16 protein-coding genes are annotated in these 23,163 nt (G+C 65.7%); 11 read left to right on the plus strand and 5 right to left on the minus strand.

What is annotated here, in order from left to right; genetic code table 11:
• The first annotated feature begins 24 nt into the window (after positions 1 to 24).
• The 3 genes from AC07WS_RS22375 to AC07WS_RS22385 all read left to right on the plus strand — a co-directional run bounded on the left by AC07WS_RS22375 (position 25) and on the right by AC07WS_RS22385 (position 5,792).
• Positions 25 to 2,550 (plus strand): glycoside hydrolase family 3 protein, encoded by a 2,526-nt coding sequence (locus tag AC07WS_RS22375; RefSeq protein ID WP_494731211.1) that lies wholly within the window; start codon positions 25 to 27, stop codon positions 2,548 to 2,550.
• 20 nt (positions 2,551 to 2,570) lie between these two features.
• The gene (locus tag AC07WS_RS22380; protein ID WP_494731212.1) at positions 2,571 to 3,860 is read left to right on the plus strand and encodes a sugar MFS transporter; all 1,290 of its coding nucleotides are present in this window, start codon (positions 2,571 to 2,573) and stop codon (positions 3,858 to 3,860) included.
• Positions 3,861 to 4,220: 360 nt separating this feature from the next.
• Positions 4,221 to 5,792 carry an oleate hydratase gene (locus tag AC07WS_RS22385; protein ID WP_494731213.1) on the plus strand — a complete coding sequence of 524 codons (1,572 nt, stop codon included), beginning with the start codon at positions 4,221 to 4,223 and terminating at the stop codon, positions 5,790 to 5,792.
• Between the two features lie 69 nt (positions 5,793 to 5,861).
• Here the strand turns inward: AC07WS_RS22385 and AC07WS_RS22390 are convergent, their stop codons facing one another.
• From AC07WS_RS22390 to AC07WS_RS22400, 3 genes are all read right to left on the minus strand, one after another.
• On the minus strand, positions 5,862 to 6,326 hold the full coding sequence (locus tag AC07WS_RS22390; protein ID WP_494731214.1) for a hypothetical protein: 465 nt from the start codon (positions 6,324 to 6,326) through the stop codon (positions 5,862 to 5,864).
• A 257-nt stretch (positions 6,327 to 6,583) separates the two neighbouring features.
• Entirely contained in the window at positions 6,584 to 7,051 is a 468-nt protein-coding gene (locus AC07WS_RS22395; RefSeq protein WP_494731215.1) for a cyanophycin metabolism-associated DUF1854 family protein, read from the minus strand.
• 12 nt (positions 7,052 to 7,063) lie between these two features.
• A complete protein-coding gene (locus tag AC07WS_RS22400; protein WP_494731216.1) occupies positions 7,064 to 9,337 on the minus strand; it encodes a cyanophycin metabolism-associated ABC transporter in 2,274 nt (757 codons plus the stop codon).
• A 261-nt stretch (positions 9,338 to 9,598) separates the two neighbouring features.
• On the opposite strand from AC07WS_RS22400, the gene AC07WS_RS22405 reads away from it, so the two are divergent.
• From AC07WS_RS22405 to AC07WS_RS22420, 4 genes are all read left to right on the plus strand, one after another.
• The gene (locus AC07WS_RS22405; protein WP_494731217.1) at positions 9,599 to 11,776 is read left to right on the plus strand and encodes a cyanophycin synthetase; all 2,178 of its coding nucleotides are present in this window, start codon (positions 9,599 to 9,601) and stop codon (positions 11,774 to 11,776) included.
• 26 nt (positions 11,777 to 11,802) lie between these two features.
• A complete protein-coding gene (cphA, locus tag AC07WS_RS22410; protein ID WP_494731218.1) occupies positions 11,803 to 14,373 on the plus strand; it encodes a cyanophycin synthetase in 2,571 nt (856 codons plus the stop codon).
• 223 nt (positions 14,374 to 14,596) lie between these two features.
• Positions 14,597 to 16,060, plus strand: coding sequence for a catalase (locus AC07WS_RS22415; RefSeq protein ID WP_494731219.1), 1,464 nt, complete (start codon positions 14,597 to 14,599; stop codon positions 16,058 to 16,060).
• Between the two features lie 118 nt (positions 16,061 to 16,178).
• Positions 16,179 to 17,249: a patatin-like phospholipase family protein gene (locus tag AC07WS_RS22420; protein WP_494731381.1), complete on the plus strand. Its 1,071-nt coding sequence runs from the start codon at positions 16,179 to 16,181 to the stop codon at positions 17,247 to 17,249.
• On the opposite strand, the gene AC07WS_RS22425 is transcribed toward AC07WS_RS22420, so the two are convergent.
• On the minus strand, positions 17,246 to 18,127 hold the full coding sequence (locus AC07WS_RS22425) for a LysR family transcriptional regulator (protein ID WP_494731220.1): 882 nt from the start codon (positions 18,125 to 18,127) through the stop codon (positions 17,246 to 17,248). The genes AC07WS_RS22420 and AC07WS_RS22425 overlap by 4 nt on opposite strands.
• 93 nt (positions 18,128 to 18,220) lie before the next feature.
• Between AC07WS_RS22425 and scpC the strand changes: the two genes are divergently transcribed.
• From scpC to AC07WS_RS22445, 4 genes are read left to right on the plus strand one after another with little or no spacing between them, the layout of a single operon-like run.
• Positions 18,221 to 19,714 carry a succinyl-CoA:acetate CoA-transferase ScpC gene (gene scpC / locus AC07WS_RS22430; RefSeq protein WP_494731221.1) on the plus strand — a complete coding sequence of 498 codons (1,494 nt, stop codon included), beginning with the start codon at positions 18,221 to 18,223 and terminating at the stop codon, positions 19,712 to 19,714.
• Between the two features lie 32 nt (positions 19,715 to 19,746).
• On the plus strand, positions 19,747 to 20,871 hold the full coding sequence (locus AC07WS_RS22435; protein ID WP_494731222.1) for a M14 family metallopeptidase: 1,125 nt from the start codon (positions 19,747 to 19,749) through the stop codon (positions 20,869 to 20,871).
• Position 20,872: 1 nt separating this feature from the next.
• On the plus strand, positions 20,873 to 21,337 hold the full coding sequence (locus tag AC07WS_RS22440) for a CYTH domain-containing protein (protein ID WP_494731223.1): 465 nt from the start codon (positions 20,873 to 20,875) through the stop codon (positions 21,335 to 21,337).
• A 28-nt stretch (positions 21,338 to 21,365) separates the two neighbouring features.
• On the plus strand, positions 21,366 to 21,653 hold the full coding sequence (locus tag AC07WS_RS22445) for a hypothetical protein (RefSeq protein ID WP_494731224.1): 288 nt from the start codon (positions 21,366 to 21,368) through the stop codon (positions 21,651 to 21,653).
• A 64-nt stretch (positions 21,654 to 21,717) separates the two neighbouring features.
• Here AC07WS_RS22445 and AC07WS_RS22450 read toward each other — a convergent pair whose 3' ends face one another.
• Positions 21,718 to 22,986: a DUF2863 family protein gene (locus AC07WS_RS22450; RefSeq protein WP_494731225.1), complete on the minus strand. Its 1,269-nt coding sequence runs from the start codon at positions 22,984 to 22,986 to the stop codon at positions 21,718 to 21,720.
• Between the last annotated feature and the right edge of the window lie 177 nt (positions 22,987 to 23,163).

The raw sequence follows: 23,163 nt of genomic DNA on the forward strand, positions 1-23,163 counted from the left end.
ATCAACAACGGAGACAAGCACCGAATGAACACCCACAACCACATCCTGCGCCGCGCCGTGCTGGCCGCCACGCTGGCGCTGGGCGCCGCCGCCGCGCCGGCCGCGCCGACCGATAAGCCGCTGGCCGACTGGCCCCACATCACCAGCGCCGTCAAGCAGGACAAGGCGATGGAAGCGCGCATCGCGCAGATCGTGGCCGGCATGACGCTGGCGCAGAAGGTCGGCCAGATGACGCAGCCGGAAATCAAATTCATCACCCCGGAGCAGGTGCGCCAGTACTACGTCGGCTCGGTGCTCAACGGCGGCGGCAGCTGGCCGCAGGGGAACAAGCACGCCAGCGCGGCCGACTGGGTCAAGCTGGCCGACGCCTACTACGACGCCTCGATGAGCACCGACATGAAGGTCAGGGTGCCGGTCATCTGGGGCATCGACGCCATGCACGGCAACAGCAATATGTACGGCGCCACGCTGTTCCCGCACAACATAGGACTGGGCGCCGCGCGCGACGTCAAGCTGGTCGGCCAGATGGCCAGGTCGGTCGCCAAGGCGGTGCGCGCCACCGGCATCGACTGGGTGTTCGCGCCGACGCTGGCCGTGGTGCGCGACGACCGCTGGGGGCGTACCTACGAATCGTTCTCCGAAGACCCGGCCATCGTCAGGGACTACGCGGGCGCCTACGTCAAGGGCCTGCAGGACGACCTGAAATCGGACGACACCGTGGTCGCCACCGCCAAGCACTTCATCGGCGACGGTGGCACGGCCGAGGGCAAGGACCGCGGCGAGAACCAGTCCACCATGGCCGACATGATCAACATCCACGCGCAGGGCTACTACCCGGCGCTGCAGGCCGGCGTGCAGACGGTCATGGCGTCCTTCAACAGCTGGAACGACGTCAAGGGCGGCTCCGACCACGGCAAGATGCACGGCAGTAAAGAGCTGCTGACCGACGCGCTGAAAACGAAAATGGGCTTCGACGGCCTGGTGGTGAGCGACTGGAACGCCATCGCCGAAGTGCCGGGCTGCGCCAACGACAGCTGCGCCGCCTCGATCAACGCCGGCGTCGACATGGTGATGGTGCCGGAACACTGGAAGACCTTCATCGCCAACACCATCGCCCAGGTGGAGCGGGGCGAGATCCCGATGTCGCGCATCGACGACGCGGTCACCCGCATCCTGCGCGTGAAGCTGCGCGCCGGCCTGTTCGACGGCAGGAAGCCGTCGCAGAACGTCTACGCCGGCAAGCAGGAGCTGCTGCAGGCGCGCGCGCTGGCGCGCCAGGCGGTGCGCGAATCGCTGGTGCTGTTGAAGAACAACGGCGGCGTGCTGCCGCTGGCGCGCGGTAAAAAGATCCTGGTGGTCGGCAAGAGCGCCGACAACATGGCCAACCAGTCGGGCGGCTGGTCGCTGACCTGGCAGGGCACCGACAACAAGAACAGCGACTACCCGGTCAGCGACACCATCCTGGCCGGCATCGAGGACGCCGCCGGCAAGGACAACGTCACCTACAGCGAAAACGCCGCCGGCGTCGACGTGGGCAAGTTCGACGCCGTCATCGCCGTCATCGGCGAGACGCCCTACGCGGAAGGCGACGGCGACATCGGCCCATCGGGCACGCTGCGCCTGTCCGGCCGCCATCCCGAGGACCTGGCGGTGCTGCAGGCCGTGGCGGGCAAGGGCAAGCCGGTGGTGACGGTGCTGATATCGGGCCGTCCGCTGTTCGTCAACGACCTGCTCAACCTCTCGGACAGCTTCGTCGCGGCCTGGCTGCCGGGCACCGAGGGCAAGGGCGTGTCCGATGTCCTGTTCCGCAAGGCGGACGGCAAGGTCAACGCGGACTTCCGCGGCAAGCTGTCGTTCTCGTGGCCGAAGTCCGCGTGCCAGTCGCCGCTCAACGTCGGCGACGCCGTGTACGATCCGCTGTTCAAATACGGCTACGGCTTAAACTATGCGGGCAAGGGCGCCTTGCCGCTGCTGGACGCAAGCTATCCGGCCGGCGGCTGCGGCAAGGCCACCTCGGTGCCTGTGTACGCGCCGGCCGACCGCTCGACCTACGCGCTGTACGTGAGCAGCGGCGGCCAGCGCGTGGCGCTGGGCGCGGACCTGAACGCCGTGTTCAACCTGCCCACCGTCAAAGTCGAAACCGCGCAGATCAACACCCAGCAGGACGCCAAGCGCCTCAGCTGGACCGGCGCGGCCAGGCTGGAGGCGCAGGCGACGCACGCACAGAAGCTGCCGGCGTTCGCTTCGGCCGACGGCGCACTGCAGTTTGATGCTATCGTGTCGGCTGCGCCGCAGGGCAAGGCCAGCGTCGGCATCGAAACCGTGGAGCTGGACGCCAGCGCCGTGTTCCGGCGCCTGGCAGGAAAAGGCAAGCAGACGGTGAAAATCCCGCTGGCCTGTTTCAGCGCCCAAGGACTGTCGCTGGCGGCGTTGAGCACGCCGTTCAGCGTGGCCGCCGACGCGCCGTTCGCGGCGACGTTCGCCAACATCCAGATCGTTGGCGGCGCCGCCAGGGACAAGGATGCGCTGGCGTGCGGCGACTTTAAATAAACTCAGGAGACTCTCCAAGCATGGAACACTATTCCCAAGCCGTCGCTGTGCCGGGTGGCCAGAGCCAGACCGGCGGCAACACCGGCCCGTTGATCATCGTCACCATCCTGTTCTTCATGTGGGGTTTGCTGACCTCCATGAACGACGTGTTGATCCCGCACCTGAAGGCGGTCTACACGCTGACCTACGTGCAGGCGATGCTGGTGCAGTTCTGCTTCTTCGGCGCTTACTTCATCGTCTCGCTGCCGGCCGGTATGCTGATCAAGAAGATCGGCTACCAGAACGGCGCCGTCGCCGGCCTGACCATCGCGGCTGCCGGCTGCGCCTTGTTCTATCCGGCGGCGACCAGCGGCTACACGCTGTTCCTGATCGCCTTCTTCGTGCTGGCGGGCGGCATCACGGTGCTGCAGGTGGCGGCCAATCCCTACGTGACGGTGCTGGGAGATCCGCAGACCGCGTCCAGCCGCCTGACGCTGACCCAGGCCTTCAATTCGCTGGGCACCACCGTGGCGCCGACGCTGGGCGGCATGCTGATCCTGGCCGGCGGCGTGATGAGCTCCGCCGACATGGCCAAGCTCACCACCGAACAACTGGCGGCCTACCACGCCACCCAGGCGGCCAGCGTGCAAGGCCCGTATCTGGTGCTGGCCGCGGCCTTGCTGGCGCTGGCGGTGCTGTTCGCGATGGCGCGCCTGCCCAAGATCGTCGACGCCGAACAGGCGGGCGGAGAAAGCGCCGGCTGGTCGGCCGTGCTGCAGCACCGCCATCTGGTGCTGGGCGCTGTGGCGATCTTCCTGTATGTGGGCGGCGAGGTCAGTATCGGCAGCTTCATGATCAACTTCATGGGCGACCCGAAAGTGGCGGGGCTGTCGGCCGCCGACGCCGCGCCTTTCGTCAGCTACTACTGGGGCGGCGCGATGGTGGGCCGCTTCATCGGCTTCGCCGTGATGCGCTACGTCAGCCCGGGCAAGGCGCTGGCCTTCAACTCGGCGGCGGTGATCGCGCTGGTGCTCACCGCGATCTTCAGCGGCGGCCATCTGGCGATGTGGGCGATGCTGGCGGTTGGCCTGTTCAACTCCATCATGTTCCCGACCATCTTCTCGATGGCGCTCAACAAGCTGGGACCGTTGACCGGCCAGGGTTCGGGCGTGCTGTGCATGGCCATCGTCGGCGGCGCGCTGGTGCCGTTCGGCCAGGGCCTGCTGGCGGACACCATCAGCCTGCAACTGTCCTTCCTGGTGCCGGCGGCCTGCTACACCTTCATCCTGTACTTCGGCCTGAAGTACGCCAATATGTACTCCGACAAATAACTTGCCGCGGCTATACACACACACTGGGTATAGCCGCCTTCTCCTTCTAGCAAACCTACTGAAATCGCTGCTGAAATCTACTGAATTGAACTTCCTTGGACTTCCGCTGTCCAACTCAGTAACCGGAAGCAGAAATCAGTAGGTTTCAGTAAGGAGAACAGCATGGTTCCTACAATGAGTGTGAACGTCTCCGGCCCCCATCGCCTTCGACTGAGCGCCGCCGCACAAGCTCGCCCGGCCCGTATATTTTTAAATTTTTGATCTGGCGCATTGATATGGTGCTTTAGCGTAACGTGCGGGATTTTCGGCGTTGCAAGCCGCACTATCATGGCAACTTACCTACACACAAAGGACAGTGTCATGAGCAATTCCATCAAAGCATATCTGGTCGGCGGCGGCATCGGCTCGCTGTCCGCGGCCGCCTTCATGATCCGCGACGCCGGCGTCGACGGCCGCAACATCACCATCTTCGAAGCGCTGCCGCTGGCCGGCGGCAGCCTCGATGGCGGCGGCAACGCCGACACCGGCTACACCCTGCGCGGCGGCCGCATGCTCACCACCGACAACTACGAATGCACCTGGGACCTGTTCAAGAGCATCCCCTCGCTGGAACACCAGGGCCAGAGCGTCTACGACGAAACGGTGGCCTTCAACAAGATGCACAAATCGCACTCGCAGGCTCGCCTGGTCGACCGCAACCGCTTCCGCGTGAACGTGGAGTCGATGGGCTTCAGCATGCAGGACCGCACCGAGCTGCTGGCACTGGCCGAGGCCGACGAGGAAAAACTGGGCAACAGCGCCATCACCGACTGGCTGTCGCCGGAATTCTTCGACACCAAATTCTGGTACATGTGGGCCACCACCTTCGCCTTCCAGCCATGGCACAGCGCCGTCGAATTCAAGCGCTACCTGCACCGCTTCATGATGGAATTCTCGCGCATCGAAACGCTGGCAGGCGTCAAGCGCACCGTCTACAACCAGTACGACTCCTTCGTGCGTCCATTGCAGCACTGGCTGCAGCAGCAGGGCGTGCAGCTGGTACGCGACTGCAAGGTCGACGACATCGAGCTGATGGAGGAGGGCGGCGCGCTGACCGCGACCGCGCTGCGCTGCACCCGCAACGGCGAAGCGATGACCATCGCCGTCGGCCCGCGGGACCTGGTGTTCTTCCAGAACGGCTCGATGACCGACGCCTCCAGCTTCGGCAGCATGCGCAGCGCCCCGCCCAAGCTGGACAAGCGCGACAGCCAGGGCTGGGCCTTGTGGGAAAAGCTGGCGGTGGACCGTCCGCAGTTCGGCAACCCGGCGGCGTTCAACTCCAGCATCCCGGAATCGTGGTGGGAGTCGTTCACCGTCACGCTGAAGGACCCGGCCTTCTTCGACAAGATGGAACAGTTCAGCGGCAACGCTGCCGGCACCGGCGGCCTGGTGACGTTCAAGGATTCGAACTGGCTGATGTCCATCGTGCTGGCGCACCAGCCGCACTTCGCCGGCCAGCCGGAAGGCGTGCAGGTATTCTGGGGCTACGCGCTGCATCCCGACCGCGTCGGCAACTTCGTCGCCAAGCCCATGGCCGATTGCAGCGGCGAGGAGATCCTGCGTGAGCTGTGCGGCCACCTCAATTTCGACCTGGAGATCATGGCCAAGGCCAACTGCATCCCCTGCCGCATGCCCTACATCACCAGCATGTTCATGCCGCGCTTTAAGAGCGACCGTCCGCTGCCGGTGCCGGCCAACTCGCGCAACCTGGCCTTCGTCAGCCAGTTCGTCGAGGTGCCGGAGGACGTGGTGTTCACCGTCGAATACTCGGTGCGCGCGGCGCAGATGGCGGTCTACCAGCTGCTCGACGTCAAGCGCGAAATACCGCCGGTCAGCCACCACGACCAGTCCATGAAAGTGAAACTGGACGCCCTCGTGAAGGCATTCCGGTAAGACGCCATACTCTCCGTGCCCACCACACGGGGAGTGTCCATGATTGCCTGCGCCGGCCGGCGGCGGCAATCAGGCTAGAACGCCCATCAGTTTTTGCATCGGGCTCAGTTCGATCAGCGAGTCCGGTTCGTCGATTTCCAGCATCACGTCGTTATAAGCGACAGCGCGCAACGGTTCGATTTCCTCGGCATCGGTTTGTCTGGCCTCGTGCAGCAGATGCTGGATGGCGGGCGCGTCCAGCAGATCGGACTTGGCGATCAGCGCCGCATATTTCCGGACATCGGCGTGGAACGCGGCGATCCTTTCGGCCGGCCGTATGGCGTAGTTCAGGATGCCGAAGATGGCGAACGCCGCCAGCATCCAGGTCGCCGCGACCGGCATCTGTGCCGAGACGGCCGCAATGGTGCTGCTGCCGGCGAGCAAACTCATGAAGGTAAATGCGGTTTGTATGCGCCGATAGAAGCGCTCACTGCGCTGACAGAAGCGCTGCGCATAACGCAGCTCGATTTGCAGTTGTTCCTTGTCCAGTTCCATATCATTCCCCTTTCTTCGGCTGAGGCTGCGCCGGCTTGGGCTTGCGCTTCCGGCGTTTGGGTTTGGGTATCGTGCGCGGCGGCACATAGGATTTGGGGTCCGGGAGCTTCATTGTAGGCCTTTCATGCCCGGAATGACGGGCGCACGAAACCATCATGCGATGTCTCTTTGAGGTCGCCTTGTGCAGGATCAGGAGTGTGCCGGGCCGGTCGGCGAGGGAGGATGCCGCCGGTCAGATGCCCGGCGGCGGAAAGGGATTACAGGAAACGGTCGAGGATTTTCTTGCTGTGCTTGTCCAGCTCGCGCACGTCGCGGATCAGGTAGTGGATGCCGTGGATGTCGGAGATCAGCAGCGTGTCCACCGTCAGGCGGCGGATGTCCTCCTCGCCGCGCAGCACGAACTCGGTGTCGCCGCGATCGGTCGCCACCGACCATGTGCACGGCGTGGCGAAGCTGGTCACGCTGTTGATGCGCGCGATCTCCGGCATGAATTCGCGTCCCGCCAGCTCATCGCGCACCAGCTGCCCCACGGCCGCCGGCAGATCCTCGATGCGGTCGATCCAGCCCACCTCCTTGCCGTCGGTGCTCACCAGCGCGATGCCGTCGTCCGGCGCCTGCACCGGGAAGGCGCGCACCGGCGCCACGCTCTCGTGCACCTCGCCCTCGGCCGTGGTCAGCACCAGGCGGCCGAAGGGATTGCGTGTCAAATCAAAAATGGTCGTCATATGCTTGTTCTCTTAATCTTTGCTGCCGCTGTCGCCGAGATCCGTGTCGACGTTGCGGGCCTGCGCCTGGTACAGGCGGAAGTAGGCGCCTTCGCGCGCCATCAGGTCGTCGTGCGCGCCTTCCTCCACCACCACGCCGCGGTCCAGCACCACCAGGCGATCCGCCTTCTGCAGCGTGGACAGGCGGTGCGCGATCGCGATCGTGGTGCGGCCCTGCACCAGGTTCTCCAGCGCGCGCTGGATCTCCTTCTCGGTCTCGGAATCGACCGAGGACGTGGCCTCGTCGAGGATCAGGATCTTCGGATCGATCAGCAGCGCGCGCGCGATCGAGATGCGCTGGCGCTCGCCGCCGGACAAGCCCTGTCCGCGCTCGCCCACCATCGAATCGTAACCCTGCGGCAGGCGCAGGATGAACTCGTGCGCATGCGCGGCGCGGGCGGCGGCGATGATCTCGGCGCGCGTGGCGCCCGGCTTGCCGTAGGCCAGATTCTCGGCGATGGTGCCGAAGAACAGGAACGGCTCCTGCAGCACCAGGCCGATGTTGCGGCGGTAGTCCGACACCGCGAACGAGCGGATGTCCACGCCGTCGAGCATGATCGCGCCCTCCGACACGTCGTAGAAGCGGCAGATCAGGTTGACCAGCGTCGACTTGCCGGAACCCGAATGGCCCACCAGGCCGATCATTTCGCCGGCCTTGATGTCGAGCGAGATGCCGCGGTTGACGGCGCGGTTCCCGTAGCGGAAGCCCACCTCGCGCAAGGTGATGTTGCCGTCCACCTTGGCCAGCTTGACCGGATTCGCAGGCTCCGGCACCGACGACACGTGGTCGAGGATGTCGAAGATGCGCTTGGCGGCCGACGCCGACTTCTGCGTCACCGAGACGATGCGGCTCATCGAATCGAGGCGGCCGTAGAAGCGGCTGGAGTAGGCGATGAAGGCCGACAGCACGCCGACCGTGATATGGCCCTTGGACACCTGGTAGATGCCGAACACCCAGATCACCAGCAGCCCCAGCTCCGTCAGGAACGACACGGTGGGCGAGAACAGCGACCAGATTTTATTGAGCTTGTCGTTGACCGCCAGATTGTGCTTGTTGGCGGTGCGGAAGCGCGCCGCCTCGCGCGACTCCTGCGCGAACGCCTTCACCACGCGGATGCCGGGTATGGTGTCGGCCAGCACGTTGGTCACCTCGCCCCACACGCGGTCGATCTTCTCGAAGCCGGTGCGCAGACGGTCGCGCACCACGTGGATCAGCCAAGCGATGAACGGCAGCGGCAGCAGCGTGAAGATCGCCAGCCACGGATCAATCGAGAACAGGATCACGCCGGTCATGATGATCATCAGGCAGTCCGACGCGAAGTCCAGCAGGTGCAGCGACAGGAACACGCAGATGCGGTCGCTCTCGCTGCCGATGCGCGACATCAAGTCGCCGGTGCGCTTGCCGCCGAAGTATTCCAGCGACAGCCGCAGCAGGTGGTCGTAGGTCTCGGTGCGCAGGTCGGCGCCGATGCGCTCCGACACCAGCGCCAGCACATAGGTCTTGCCCCAGCCAAGTATCCACGCCAGCACCGCCGATCCCACCAGGCCGGACATGTACAGCGCCACCAGCGAGGTATCGACCGGCGCCCCGTTCTGGTAGGGGATCAGCACCTTGTCCATCAGCGGGATGGTGAGGTAGGGCGGGATCATGTGCGCGCCGGTGCTGAGCAGCATCAGCGCGAAGCCGAAGCCCAGTTGCAGCTTGTACGGGCCGGCGAAGCGCCACAGGCGGAACAAGGTCCACGTCGACGGCGGCGTGTACACCACCTTGGTGCAGATCGGGCACTCCTCCTGCTCCGGCTCCAGCGGCGCCTTGCAGCTCGGGCAGACGTTCTTTTCCTCGCGCACCACCGGCACGCCCAGCGCGTGGCTGTCGCGGTGGGCGTTGAACTGCTCCACCAGACGGATCGCCTGCAGGTTCTGGCCCAGCGTGAAACGCCAGGCGCCGAGCCGGCCGCCGTTGTTCACCAGCTCCAGGTGGCCGACGCCCGCGTGGTCATGGTGCTTGAGCGCCAGGTCCTTAGCGAAAGACCAATGTTGCCAGTCCGCGCGGCCTGGCGCGCGCGCCAGCACGCCGCGTTCGGTGACGACAATCACGCCCTTGGAAAAACGAAGTTGTTCATCCAGGTCAACCTCCAGGGCACTTACCGCGTTTTCCCCTTGGGAAAGTTGTGCCTGCACCTCGGAACGCCAGCGCTCGGGAAGCTCGCTCTGGCTGGTGTTGGAGGAAAGTTGTTCTGTTGTCATCGTGCTGCGTACTCCGGTGGCGAAAAGGTGGAACAAAGGTGGAACTTGTCGGCGTTGCGACTGATGCAAGCGCTTTATTTACGGTATTCTGTCACTGGTCACATCCTTGACAGAAATCAAGAAAAACCAGTGTTTTGTTGGCGGCAAGTATAACGCACGCGCAGGGTGGGCCAAATGCAATTTGGCCGCCGGCGGTGGTACAGAGGTTAAAATACGGCGCGGGCTGGCCACGGCTGATAACAAAGATACAAGAATAGAAACATGATCAAGAAGAAAGACATAGAAGTTCTCCGCGTCACCCATCTGCGCGGACCCAATATCTGGACCTATCGCCCGGTGATCGAGGCGTGGCTGGATATCGGCGAGCTGGAGAATTTCCCCTCGAATTTGTTGCCTGGCTTGTACGAGCGCCTGACCGCGATCCTGCCGGGGCTGATCGTCCACCGCTGCGGCGTGGGCGAGCACGGCGGCTTCCTCGAGCGCCTGCGCGACGGCACCTACGCCGGCCACATCCTCGAACACGTGGTGCTGGAACTGCAAAACCTGGCCGGCATGAAGACCGGCTTCGGCAAGACGCGCCAGATCGGCGAGAACACCGGCCTGTACAAGATGGCCTTCCGCACCCGCCAGGAGCAGGTGGGGCGCGCCGCGCTGGCCGCCGGCCGCGACCTGCTGATGGCGATGATCGAGGACCAGCCGTACGACCTGGCCGCCACCGTGGCCGAGCTGACCGACCTGGTCGAGTCGCTGTGCCTGGGCCCGAGCACCGCCAACATCGTCGACGCCGCCACCGTGCGCAAGATCCCGTCGATCCGCCTGACCGACGGCAACCTGGTGCAGCTGGGCCACGGCGCCCGCCAGCGCCGCATCTGGACCGCCGAGACCGAACAGACCAGCGCCATCGCCGAAGGCATCGCCAGCGACAAGGACTTGACCAAGTCGCTGCTGGCCTCGTGCGGCGTGCCCGTGCCCGAGGGCGAGCTGGTCACCAGCGCCGAAGCGGCCTGGGAAGCGGCGCAGGACATCGGCCTGCCGGTGGTGGTCAAGCCCTACGACGGCAACCACGGCCGCGGCGTCTCGCTCAACCTGATGACCGAGGCCGACGTCACCGCAGCCTACGTGCTGGCTGCGCGCAAGGGCGGCAGCAAGAGCGTCATCGTCGAGCGCTTCATCGCCGGCAACGAGCACCGCTTGCTGGTGGTGGGCAAGCGCCTGGTGGCGGCCGCCGCCGGCGAGGCGCTGTGGGTCACCGGCGACGGCAAGTCCAATATCATCGAACTGTGCGACGCCCAGATCAACACCGACCCGCGCCGCGGCACCACCGAGGACGCGCCGCTGAACGCCATCGCGCCGCAGCACGGCGCCGAGATCATCCTGGAGCTGCAGCGCCAGGGCATGACCGCCTACTCGATTCCGCTGGACGGCCAGAAAGTGCTGATCCAGCCCAACGGCAACGTCGCCAACGACGTCACCGACCTGGTGCATCCGCAGGTGGCCGCGATGGCCACGCTGGCCGCGCGCGTGGTCGGCCTGGACATCGCCGGCATCGACGTGGTGGCCGCCGACATCTCGCGTCCGCTGGAAGAGCAGGGCGGCGCCATCATCGAGGTCAACGCCAGCCCCGGCCTGCTGGCCCACATCAAGCCGGCTGGCGGCGAACCGCGCAACGTTGGCGAAGCCATCGTCGACCACCTGTTCGCGCCGGACGAAGGCGGCCGCATGCCCATCGTCGGCATCACCGGCAAGCACGGCGCCACCATGGCCTCGCGCCTGATCGCCTGGCTGCTGCAGATCAGCGGCAAGAAGGTCGGCCTGTCCTGCGCCGACGGCCTGTTCGTCAACGGCCGCCTGCTGCCGCGCGACGGCTTCAGCGACTGGGAAAGCGGCGAGCGGCTGCTGCTGAATAAAAATGTCGAAGCGGGCGTGTTCGAAGCCAGCGCCCGCATGATCCTGACCGAAGGCCTGGCCTACGACAAGTGCGCGGTCGGCGTGGTGACCGACGTCAGCGACTTCGAGGACGTGGCCGAGTTCCACATCGCCAGCCTCGACAAGCTGTACGGCGTGCTGCGCACCCAGGTCGACGTCGTCCTGCCGAGCGGCGTGGCGGTGCTCAACGCGGCCGATCCGCAAGTGGTCGACATGGCCGACCTGTGCGACGGCGACGTGATGTTCTACGGCGTCGACGAGCACCTGGCCGCGATCGCCGCCCACCGCCAGGACGGCCAGCGCGTGGTGTTCCAGCGCCAGGAGCAGCACGCCAGCCGCATCGTGCTGGCCCAGGGGCACGAGGAAGTGGCCAGCCTGCCGCTGTCGCCGCTGGTGCCGCCGGAAGCCGTGCTGGCCGCGATCGCCGCCGGCTGGGCGCTGGGCCTGACGCCTGAATTGATCGGCGCCGGCCTGCGCACCTTCGACGCCAATCCGAAGCGAACTCATCACTGATACATCACGAAAGAACAAGCAGAGTTATGGAAGTCATCCGCACCCGCGCGCTGCGCGGACCGAATCTTTGGAGCCACCACACGGCGGTGGAAGTGATCGTATCGTGCCCGCCCGAGGAGCAATCGATCGCCACGCTGCCCGGCTTCGAGCAGCGCCTGCACGCCCGCTTCCCCGCCATCGGCGCCCTGCAGACCACCGGCCACACCGACGCCGTGCCGCTGGCGCGGGTGCTGGAAGTGGCGGCGCTGAGCCTGCAGGCGCAGGCCGGCTGCCCGGTCACCTTCAGCCGCACCACCGCCACGCTGGAAGAGGGCATCTACCAGACCGTGGTCGAATACAGCGAGGAAGCGGTCGGCCGCCTGGCGCTGACGCTGGCGCACAACCTGATCAACGCCGCCCTGGCCGACACCCCGTTCGACCTGACCGGCGCGCTGAACGAACTGCGCGACCTCGACGAGGACGTGCGCCTGGGCCCGAGCACCGGCGCCATCGTCAGCGCCGCCGTCGCGCGCGACATCCCGATCCGCCGCCTGACCGAAGGCAGCATGGTGATGTTCGGCTGGGGCTCGCGCCAGCGCCGCATCCAGGCCGCCGAGATGGACAGCACCAGCGCCATCGGCGAATCGATCGCGCAGGACAAGGAGCTGACCAAGAAGCTGCTGCACGCGGCCGGCGTGCCCGTGCCCAACGGCCGCTCGGTGGAGGACGTGGAGGACGCCTGGGCCGCCGCGCAGGAAATCGGCCTGCCGGTGGTGGTCAAGCCCAAGGACGGCAACCAGGGCAAGGGCGTCACCGTCAACGTGATGACCAAGGAGCACCTGGCCAAGGCCTTCCACACCGCGCGCGAATTCCGTGACAACATCATGGTCGAGCGCTATTTGCCGGGCCACGACTTCCGCCTGCTCGTCATCGGCAACAAGCTGGTGGCCGCCGCGCGCCGTGACCCGCCGCAGGTGGTGGGCGACGGCAGCCACACCGTGCGTGAACTGGTCAACATCGTCAACGCCGACCCGCGCCGAGGCAGCGGCCATTCGACCTCGCTGACCAAGATCCGCTTCGACGACATCGCGCTGGCGCGCCTGGCGCTGCAGGACCTGGACGCCGATTCGATCCCGGCCAAGGGCCAGCGCGTCATCCTGCGCAACAACGCCAACCTGTCGACCGGCGGCACCGCCACCGACGTCACCGACGACGTGCACCCCGAAGTGGCGGCGCGCGCGGTGGAAGCGGCGCAGATGATCGGCCTCGATATCTGCGGCGTCGACGTGGTCTGCGACGGCGTGCTGCAACCGATCGAGAACCAGCGCGGCGGCGTGGTGGAAGTGAACGCCGCACCTGGCCTGCGCATGCACATCGCGCCGTCGTTCGGCAAAGGCCGCGCGGTGGGCGAAGCCATCGTCAACACCATGTTCGCGCCGGGCGAGAACGGCCGCATTCCGGTGGTCGCCGTCACCGGCACCAACGGCAAGACCACCACCGTGCGCCTGATCGCCCATCTGCTCACGGCCAGCGGCCTGCGCACCGGCATGACCAACACCGACGGCGTCTACATCGAAGGCCGCCAGACCGACAGCGGCGACTGCAGCGGCCCGCGCAGCGCGCGCAACGTGCTGCTGCACCCGGACGTCGACGCGGCCGTGTTCGAGACCGCGCGCGGCGGCGTGCTGCGCGAAGGCCTGGCCTTCGACCGCTGCCAGGTGGCGGTGGTCACCAACATCGGCAGCGGCGACCACCTCGGCCTGAACTACATCACCACGGTGGAAGACCTGGCCGTGTTGAAGCGCGTGATCGTGCAGAACGTCTCCGAGAGCGGCTTCGCGGTGCTCAACGCGATCGACCCCATCGTCGCCGGCATGGCGGCCACCTGCCGCGGCAAGGTGATCTTCTTCGGCGCCGAGCGCGGCCACCCGGTGATCGCCACGCACCTGGCGCAGGGCAGCCGCACCGTGTACGTGGAGGACGGCCACATCGTCGCCGCCGAAGGCAAGAACCTGCAGCGCATCCCATTGTCGGAAGTGCCGATCACCCGCAACGGCGCCATCGGCTTCCAGGTGGAGAACGTGATGGCGTCGGTGGCCGCGGCGTGGGGCGTGGGCATCGGCTGGGACGCGATCCGCCTCGGCCTGAAGACCTTCGCCAACGACTCCGACAACGCTCCCGGCCGCTTCAACGTGTTCGACTACAAAGGCGCCACGCTGATCGCTGACTACGGCCACAACCCGGACGCCATCCTGGCGCTGGTGCAGGCGGTGGAGACCATGCCGGCCAAGCGCCGCGCGGTGGTGATCAGCGGCGCCGGCGACCGCCGCGACCAGGACATCACGCAGCAGACGCAGATCCTGGGCCGCGCCTTCGACGACGTGATCCTGTACGAAGACGCGTGCCAGCGTGGCCGGGTGGATGGCGAAGTGGTGGGCCTGTTGCGCTCGGGCCTGGACGGCGCCCCGCGCACCACGCACATCCAGGAAATCTACGGCGAGTTCCTCGCCATCGACACCGCGCTGGCGCGCCTGAAAGAGGGCGACCTGTGCCTGATCCTGGTCGACCAGGTGGAAGAAGCGCTGGCCCACATCGCCAAGCGCATCGCCGAAGCCTAAACCACTGGGGTCAAACCACTGGGGTCAAGTCTGACATTCGGACACGAGCTCTTCCGTAGCGCCTTGCTACGGAAGAGCTCGTGTCCGAATGTCAGACTTGACCCCATTTTTTTCGCACGCATTCATTGCAAATAACTATTGATTCCATAAATATATATAGATTTTATTTATGGCGTTGCGCCGGTAGAATGATTTCACTATCAAACAACGAGGAGTCATAGCAATGAGCCAGCCACCTATCACCACCGCCTCCGGCATCCCGGTCGCCGACAACCAGAATTCCGCCAGCGCCGGCCCGCGCGGCCCGCTGCTGCTGCAAGACTTCCACCTGATCGAGAAGCTCCAGCACTTCAACCGCGAGCGCATTCCTGAGCGCGTGGTGCACGCCAAGGGTTCGGGCGCCTACGGCACCTTCACCGTCACCCACGACATCACTCGCTACACCAAGGCCAGGCTGTTCTCCGAGATCGGCAAGAAGACCGACACCTTCGTGCGCTTCTCTACCGTCGGCGGAGAGAAGGGCAGCGCCGACACCGAACGCGATCCGCGCGGCTTCGCCATGCGCTTCTACACCGAGGATGGCAACTGGGACCTGGTCGGCAACAACACGCCGATGTTCTTCATCAAGGACGGCATCAAGTTCCCCGACTTCATCCACACCCAGAAGCGCGACCCGCAGACCAACCTGAAATCGCCCACCATGATGTTCGACTTCTGGAGCAAGACGCCGGAAAGCCTGCACCAGGTAACGATGCTGTTCTCCGACCGCGGCACGCCCGACGGCTACCGCCACATGGACGGTTTCGGCAGCCACACCTTCAGCATGATCAACGCCGCCGGTGAGCGCGTCTACGTCAAGTGGCACCTGAAGACCAAACAGGGCATCAAGAACCTGCCCGCCGCCGAAGCCACCCGCATCGCCGGCACCGACCCGGACTACGCCCAACGCGACCTGTTCGGCGCCATCGCCGCCGGCGACTTCCCGCAGTGGGACGTCAAGCTGCAGGTGGCCACCGAAGCCGAACTGGCCGCATGGGAAGCGCGCACCGGTTGGAACCCGTTCGACCTGACCAAGGTCTGGCCGCACAAGGACTTCCCGCTGATCCCGGTCGGCGTGTTTGAACTGAACCGCAACCCGCTGAACTACCACGCCGAGGTGGAACAGGCCGCGCTGTCGCCGGCCAACGTGGTGCCGGGCCTGGGCTACTCGCCGGACAAGATGCTGCAGGCGCGCCTGTTCGCCTACCACGACGCGCAGCTGTACCGCGTCGGCACCAACCACCAGCACCTGCCGGTGAACGCCCCGCGCTGCCCGTTCCACAACCAGCAGCGCGACGGCGCGATGGCCATCGCCAACGGCGGCGCGGCGCAGAACTACGCGGCCACCGAGGAAAGCGGCAGCAATCCGCGGGGACTGGGCCACGGCGAACCGGCGCTGGCGCTGCAAGGCGACGCGGCCCGCTACGACGGTCGCGGCAAGGAAGACGATTACACGCAAGCCGGCAATCTGTTCCGCCTGATGCCGGCGCAGGAGCAGCATAACCTGTTCGACAACATCGCCGGTCCCTTGAGCCAGGTGAGCGCCGACATCATCGCCCGTCAACTGGCCCACTTCGACCAGGCCGATCCGGCCTACGGCGCCGGCGTGCGCGCCGCGCTGGCGGCCAAGGGCGTGATGGTGGCATAAAGGAAGTCTGCGGGCGGCGCTGAATTGCACTACAATCGGATGGTGCAGTGCAGCGCAGCCCGTATCCTTCCGGAGGTCACACTTGAATCGTAAACCCGCCCAACTCTCGTCGCCTTCGATGCCGGGACAAGTCGTGCTGGCGCTGCAGGGCGGCGGCGCGTTGGGCGCCTACCAGGTGGGTGTCTACCAGGCCATGCACGAAGCCGGCGTCGAACCGGACTGGGTGATCGGCACCTCCATCGGCGCCATCAACGGCGCCATCATCGCCGGCAACGAGCCGCGCTACCGCATGGACCGGCTGCGCCAGTTCTGGCACCGCATGGAGCAGAACGCGCTGGGCTTTTCCTTCATGCCGCGCGCCCTGGCCAACGTCGTGACGATGGGGCAGGGCATACCGGCCTTCTTCGAACCCAATCTCTCGTCGTGGTGGAATCCCGACGCCAAGGTCGGCATCGAACACGCCTCGTTCTATCAAACCTCGCCGCTGCGCACCACGCTCGATACGCTGGTCGACTTCGACTACATCAACGACCGCCACACGCGGCTGACCGTCGGCGCGGTCAACGCGCGCAGCGGCGCCATGCGCTACTTCGACAGCCGCAAGGAAACGCTGGGCGCGTCGCACGTGATGGCGTCCGGCGCCTTGCCGCCGGCCTTTCCCGCCGTGCGCATCGACGGCGAGCCATACTGGGACGGCGGCATCTTCTCCAACACGCCGATCGAAGCGGTGCTGGACGACGAACCGCGCCGCAGCTCGGTGATCTTCTCGGTGCAGGTGTGGAACCCGGACGGCAGCGAGCCGCAAAGCATGCTGCAGGTGCTCGACAAGCACAAGGAAATCCAATACGCCAGCCGCGCCAGCAACATCGAGCAGCAGCGCAAGCTGCACCGGCTGCGCCACGTGATCCGCCAATTGACGCTGCATCTGTCGGACGAGGCGGCGATGTCGCCCGAGGTGCGCGAGCTGGCCTCGTGGGGCTGCGGCACCACCATGCACGTGGTGTCGCTGAAGGCGCCGCGCGTCGGCGGCGAGGACCACACCAAGGACATCGACTTCAGCGCCGCCGGCATCCGCGCCCGCTGGCAGGCCGGCTACGAGGACACCCAGCGCATGATCGCCCTGCGCCCGTGGGACCGCGAGATCGATCCCATCGAAGGCATCGCCATCCACGAGCTGCCGGAGGACTAAGCGCGCAGCACATCGCGGCACACGTCCAGCCAGGCGCGCGCCGCGTGCGACAGGTAGGGGCCGCGCCACACGTGCGCCGCCTGCCACTGCAGCTCCGGCTCCACCAGCCGCACCGCGTCCAGCCGGCCGATCGCCAGCCGGTGGATGAACGGTTCCGGCAGCAGCGCCACTCCCATGCCGGCCGACGCCATCGCCACCAGCCAGTCCCACTGGCCGCTCTGCGCGGCGATCTGCGGCTCGAAGCCGGCCGCGCTGAAGGCGTGGCGCAGGCTGCGCGTCAGCGCGAAATCGTCCTGCAGCAGCACCAGCGGCATGCCCGCCAGCGCCTTCAGCTTGAGCGTGGTGCGGTGCTTCTGGAAGGTGCCGCGCGCGGCCAGCGCCCAGATCGGGTAGCTGGCGATGGGTGCCGTCTGCAGCCCCAGTTGCGGATCGGCCGGCAGCACGGTCATGCCGATTTCCAGTTCGCCCATCGCCACCTGGCGCTCCAGCGCCTGGCCCGCGTCCTCCCGCAAGGTCAGCGCGATGTCGGGATGGCGCTGGCGGAAGGCCTTGAGCACGGGCGTGAACAGCAGGTTGATCATCGGCGGAATGCCGATCGTCAGGCTGCCGCTCTGCGCGGCCTGCGTGTCGCGCACTTCCTCGGTCAGTTGGCGCATGGTGGCCAGCATTTGCTCGCCGCGCGCGTAGACCACGCTGCCGGTGTCGGTCAGCGTCAGCTTGCGGCCCTCGCGTATCAGCAGCTGGGCGCCGACCTCCTGCTCCAGCTGCCGCACCATCTTGCTGATGGTCGATTGCGTGACGTGCAGCGACTCCGCCGCCTGCGTGAAGCTGTTCAGGCGGACGGTCTCGACGAAGTAGCGCAGCGATCGAATATCCATGAATAAAGCGACTGGAAGATGAGAATTTAAGTCATACAGCGACTGATATCCGAATTCTATACTGAATCAAATTCGAATAATCAGGAGATTGCAATGTATGAAGACCGCATCCGCCGCCCGGCGCTGATGAAAAAAGTAATGACGGCGGCACAAGCCGCCCGGCTGTTTAAGAACGGCATGACCGTCGGCATGAGCGGCTTCACCCGCGCCGGCGACGCCAAGGCGCTGCCGCTGGCGCTGGTGGAGCGCGCCCGCCAGGAACCGCTCAACCTCACGCTGCTGACCGGCGCCTCGCTCGGCAACGACAGCGACGGCCTGATGGCCAACGCCGGCGTGGTAGCGCGCCGCATGCCCTTCCAGGCCGACGCCGCGCTGCGCCGCAAGATCAACGCGGGCGAGGTGATGTTCATCGACCAGCACCTGTCGGAGACGGCCGAGCAGCTGCGCTCCGGCGACCTGAAACCGGTGGATATCGCCGTCATCGAAGCGGTGGCGATCACGCCGGACGGCGGCATCATCCCCACCATGTCGCTCGGGAACTCGGCCAACTTCGCCCAGCAGGCGGGCAAGATCATCGTCGAGATCAACCTGAGCGCCCCGCTGGCGCTGGAAGGCTTCCACGACGTCTACATCCCAGGCTCCCGCCCGCACCGTGGCGCCATCCCGCTGCTGGCGCCCTGGCAGCGCATGGGCTGGACCTCGATCCCGGTGCATCCCGACCGCATCGCCGCCATCGTCATCACCGACAGCCCGGACAGCCCCTCCAACGCGCTGCCGCCCGACGGCGAGACCGACGCCATCGCGCGCCACGTGATCGCCTTCCTCGAAGGGGAGGTGAAGGCGGGCCGCATGGGACCGGAGCTGCGGCCGCTGCAGGCGGGCATCGGCACCATCGCCAACGCCGTGCTGCATGGCCTGATCGATTCGCCGTTCCGCGACATGACCATGTACTCCGAGGTGCTGCAGGACAGCGCCATCGAGCTGCTCGACTCGGGCCAGCTGTCGATGGCGTCGGCGTCGTCGATCACGCTGTCGGCGGCGATGCATGAAAAATTCATCCGCAATATCGAGCAATACCGCGAGCGCATCGTGCTGCGCCCGCAGGAGATCAGCAACCATCCCGAGGTGGTGCGGCGGCTGGGCCTCATCGCCCTGAACACGGCGCTGGAGTTCGACATCTACGGCAACGTCAACTCCACCCACGTCGGCGGCACGCACATGATGAACGGTATCGGCGGCTCGGGCGATTTCGCGCGCAACGCCCAGATATCGATGTTCGTCACCAAGTCGGTGGCCAAGGATGGCGCGATATCGAGCGTGGTGCCGTTCGCAGCCCACGTCGACCACACCGAGCATGACGTCGACGTGCTGGTGACCGAATGGGGCCTGGCCGATCTGCGCGGCCTTGCCCCGCGCGAACGCGCGCCACTGATCATCGAGAACTGCGCCCATCCCGATTACCGCCCGCAGCTGCGCGCCTACTTGGCCGAGGCGTTGAAGGGCGGCGGCCAGACGCCGCACGTGCTGGAGCAGGCCTTGTCCTGGCATGCCCGCTACAAGCGCGAAGGGAGCATGCTGGTAAAATAGCGTCATCGGAATTCATTTAATACTGGATCAACATGACCATCAAAATCAGCCAAAACTTCGACTCGGGCGCCATCGAGGTGCTGCGCGCGGACAGCGCGGCGGAAATCGAACTGAATCTGCGCAAGGACTCGCACGCCGACATCCACCAGTGGTTCCATTTCCGCCTGCAGGGCGCGCGCGGCCAGCAGGTGCGCATGCGCTTCCTGAACGCCGGCCAGGCCACCTACGCCAAGGGTTACGAGGACTACCAGGCCGTGGCCAGCTACGACACCGAAAACTGGTTCCGCGTGCCGACCGCCTTCGACGGCCAGGTCATGACGATCAAGCACACGCCGGAGACGGACAGCGTCTACTACGCCTACTTCGAGCCGTATTCGTTCGAGCGCCATCTGCGCCTGCTGGGCGAAGTGGCCGAGCATCCACTGGCCCGCGTGCACGACCTGGGCAACACCGTCGATGGCCGCGACATGAACCTGGTCGTCATCGGCAAGCCGGAAGCGGAAAAGAAAATCTGGTTCATCGCGCGCCAGCATCCGGGCGAGTCGATGGCCGAGTGGTTCATCGAAGGCCTGATCGATTCGCTGCTGGACGACGCCAATCCGATCGCCCGCAAGCTGCTGCAGCGCTGCGTGTTCTACATCGTGCCGAACATGAATCCGGACGGCTCGGTGCGAGGCAATCTGCGCACCAACGCCTCGGGCGCCAACCTCAATCGCGAGTGGATGACGCCATCGGTCGAGCGCAGCCCGGAAGTGCTGTACGTGAAGCAGAAGATGCACGAAACCGGCATCGACATGTTCTTCGACATCCACGGCGACGAGGCGCTGCCGTACAACTTCGTGGCCGGCAACGAGATGCTGGAGAACTTCAGCGAAGAGCGCCGCGTCAAGCAGCAGGACTTCATCAACCGCTACAAGGACGCCAGCCCGGACTTCCAGGACAAGGTGGGCTACGCCGCCAGCAAGTACAAGGAAGACATGCTGACCTTGGCCTCCAAGTACGTCGGCCACCACTTCGGCTGCCTGGCGCTGACGCTGGAGATGCCGTTCAAGGACAACGCCGACCTGCCGGACCCGCACGTGGGCTGGAACGGCGCCCGCAGCGCGGCGCTGGGCGCGGCGATCCTGCAGCCTATCCTGCTGTCGCTGGACGCCTGAGATGGGCGTTGAAATCGAGCGCAAGTTCCTCTTGCGCGGCGATGCGTGGAAGAGCCTTGGCGAGCCGGTGTTTTTTCGCCAGGGCTATCTGTCGTCGCACAAGGACCGCGTGGTGCGGGTGCGCATCGAGGGCGACCGGGCGGTGATGACGATCAAGGGCCGCAACGTCGGCGCCACGCGCGGCGAGTGGGAGTATGCTATCCCGATGGCCGACGCGGCCGAGCTGCTGGACCGCTTGTGCGAACAGCCGCTGATCGAAAAATACCGCCGCCGCATCAGCTACGCCGGCAATGTGTGGGAAGTCGATGAGTTCCTCGGCGCGAACGCCGGGCTGGTCGTGGCCGAGATCGAACTGAGCTCGGAAGACCAGGCGTTCGACAAGCCGGACTGGGTCGGCGAGGAGGTCACCGACGATTTGCGCTATCTCAATTCGAGCCTGATCAAGCATCCGTTTTCGGCTTGGTAGATCGTTGGATTTGGTCTAATCTGAAAGGATGGACAGCGAGGTTGCAGCGCTCAAGGCGCATATTGACGCGATCGTGCCGACGTTAGCGACGAAGGCCGATATCGAGGTCTTGCGCGCTGAGATGCACAAGATGTCGGCTGAGGGCTACCGCTGGATGGTGGCCTCCATGGTTGGCATGTTTATTGGCTTCGGCGGTCTGCATTTTGCCGCCAACAGGTCGCTGGAAGAGCGGCCTGCGCCGGTGCAGGCCCAACCGCAACCTCAACAGCCCATCATCATTTATCTGCCGCAACCCGTGCCCGCGCCACAAAAATAAAACGCACATGTGCGCATGCAGCGGCCAAGGCCGCCGCATTGCCACATGGCGTTTTGCTTGGTGCTTAGTGGAAGTGCTCGGTGCCGGTGGGCGCGTCCTCGGGCATTTCCGCGTGGGCCAGTTCGCCGACCGGATCGGCGAACAGCGGCGCGCCGCAGTCGTCGCAGAACTCGGCCACATAGCGCTCGCTATGCTTTTTGATCTGCGTGATACCGGCCGCGTTCAGGTGGCTGACGATCTCTTCCACCGGCGTCACCGGCTTCTGCAGGATGCCGCCAGGGCCGCCCTGCAGCGGACCTTCCGGCGGCGTGCCTTCCTCGTCCTCCTGCCCGTACAGCGGCCACACCACGCCGTAGATCACGTCCGGCGACGAACGCTGCGTGAAGGCCACGCGGTATTCGTCGATCTGGCCGTCGGCGCTTTCCTCGCCGAAGCCGGCGATCACCGCGCGCAACTCGGACGGCTCGATCGCCAGCGTGTGCGTCAGGTAGTGCACGGCCGCGCGGATCGACACCGGACGGATCAGCTTGTCCGCCTCGCGGCAGGCCATGTAGTAGGCCTCCGGCAGCAGCAGCTCGACGCCGCAACCCGGCAGCAGGCGGTTGATGGTCGGCGTGACCTGCGCGCGCCACTGCTCCAGCGCGTTGGTGCGTTCGGTGACGAAGTTGGCCTGGTTGGCCGGCATCTGCCAGCGGAACAGCGGGCCGCCCGCCGGCGCCACCACGGCCACCAGCAGGTAGCGGGTGTCGGCCAGGAAGGGCGCGGTCTCCGGCACCTTGGTGTCGGCCTTGAGCGTCGCGCCCTTGAGCGCGGCCTGCGCCAGCTTGTGCACCTTGCCATAGGTCTCGACATGGCTGCGCGGCAGCTGGTCGATCGAGAACAGGGTCGGCGACATCGCCATATGCGTGCCGTCGGCCAGCAGGTGGGCCGAGAAGTGCGCGGACAAGGTGGTCAGCAGGTCGGCCGGGATCGCGCCCGAGGCGATGGCGAAGCGGGTCCACGCCAGGATGGGCGCGGCCACCAGCAGCACGTCGTACTGCTTGGCGACGCCGTCGGTCTCGATGGTGATGCTGCCCGATTCGCTGGCCGCTTCCACGCCGTCCATCAACACGTCGTACGCGTTCAGGTCTTCCTTGAACAGGCTGTTCAAGGTCGAATCGATGGTGTCCTGGTGGCCGGACTTGAGGAGTTTCTGGAGCTGCGCATCGAGGCTATGTTCCCAGGCCCGCTCTTCGAGACGACTGGCCGCCTGCCCGACTGCGAGGGCATAGGTGACGAGGCGTTGGCTCTCGGCAGACAACTTATGGGATGAATCTTTATTTGGACGACGCATAGCGCAATAAGAGTCTCATAAAAGTGGATAAAGCGGATCAGTCATGCAGATGATAACCCTTATGAACCGTATTGTAGTTGATTCGGCAAACGTGCATAAAAAAACGCCCTGTGGCCGTGGGGGGGGGGGGGGGGGGGGGGGGGGGGGGGGGGGGGGGGGGGGGGGGGGGGGGGGGTA

This window comes from Duganella sp. GW821-FHT01E12, assembly GCF_059422325.1.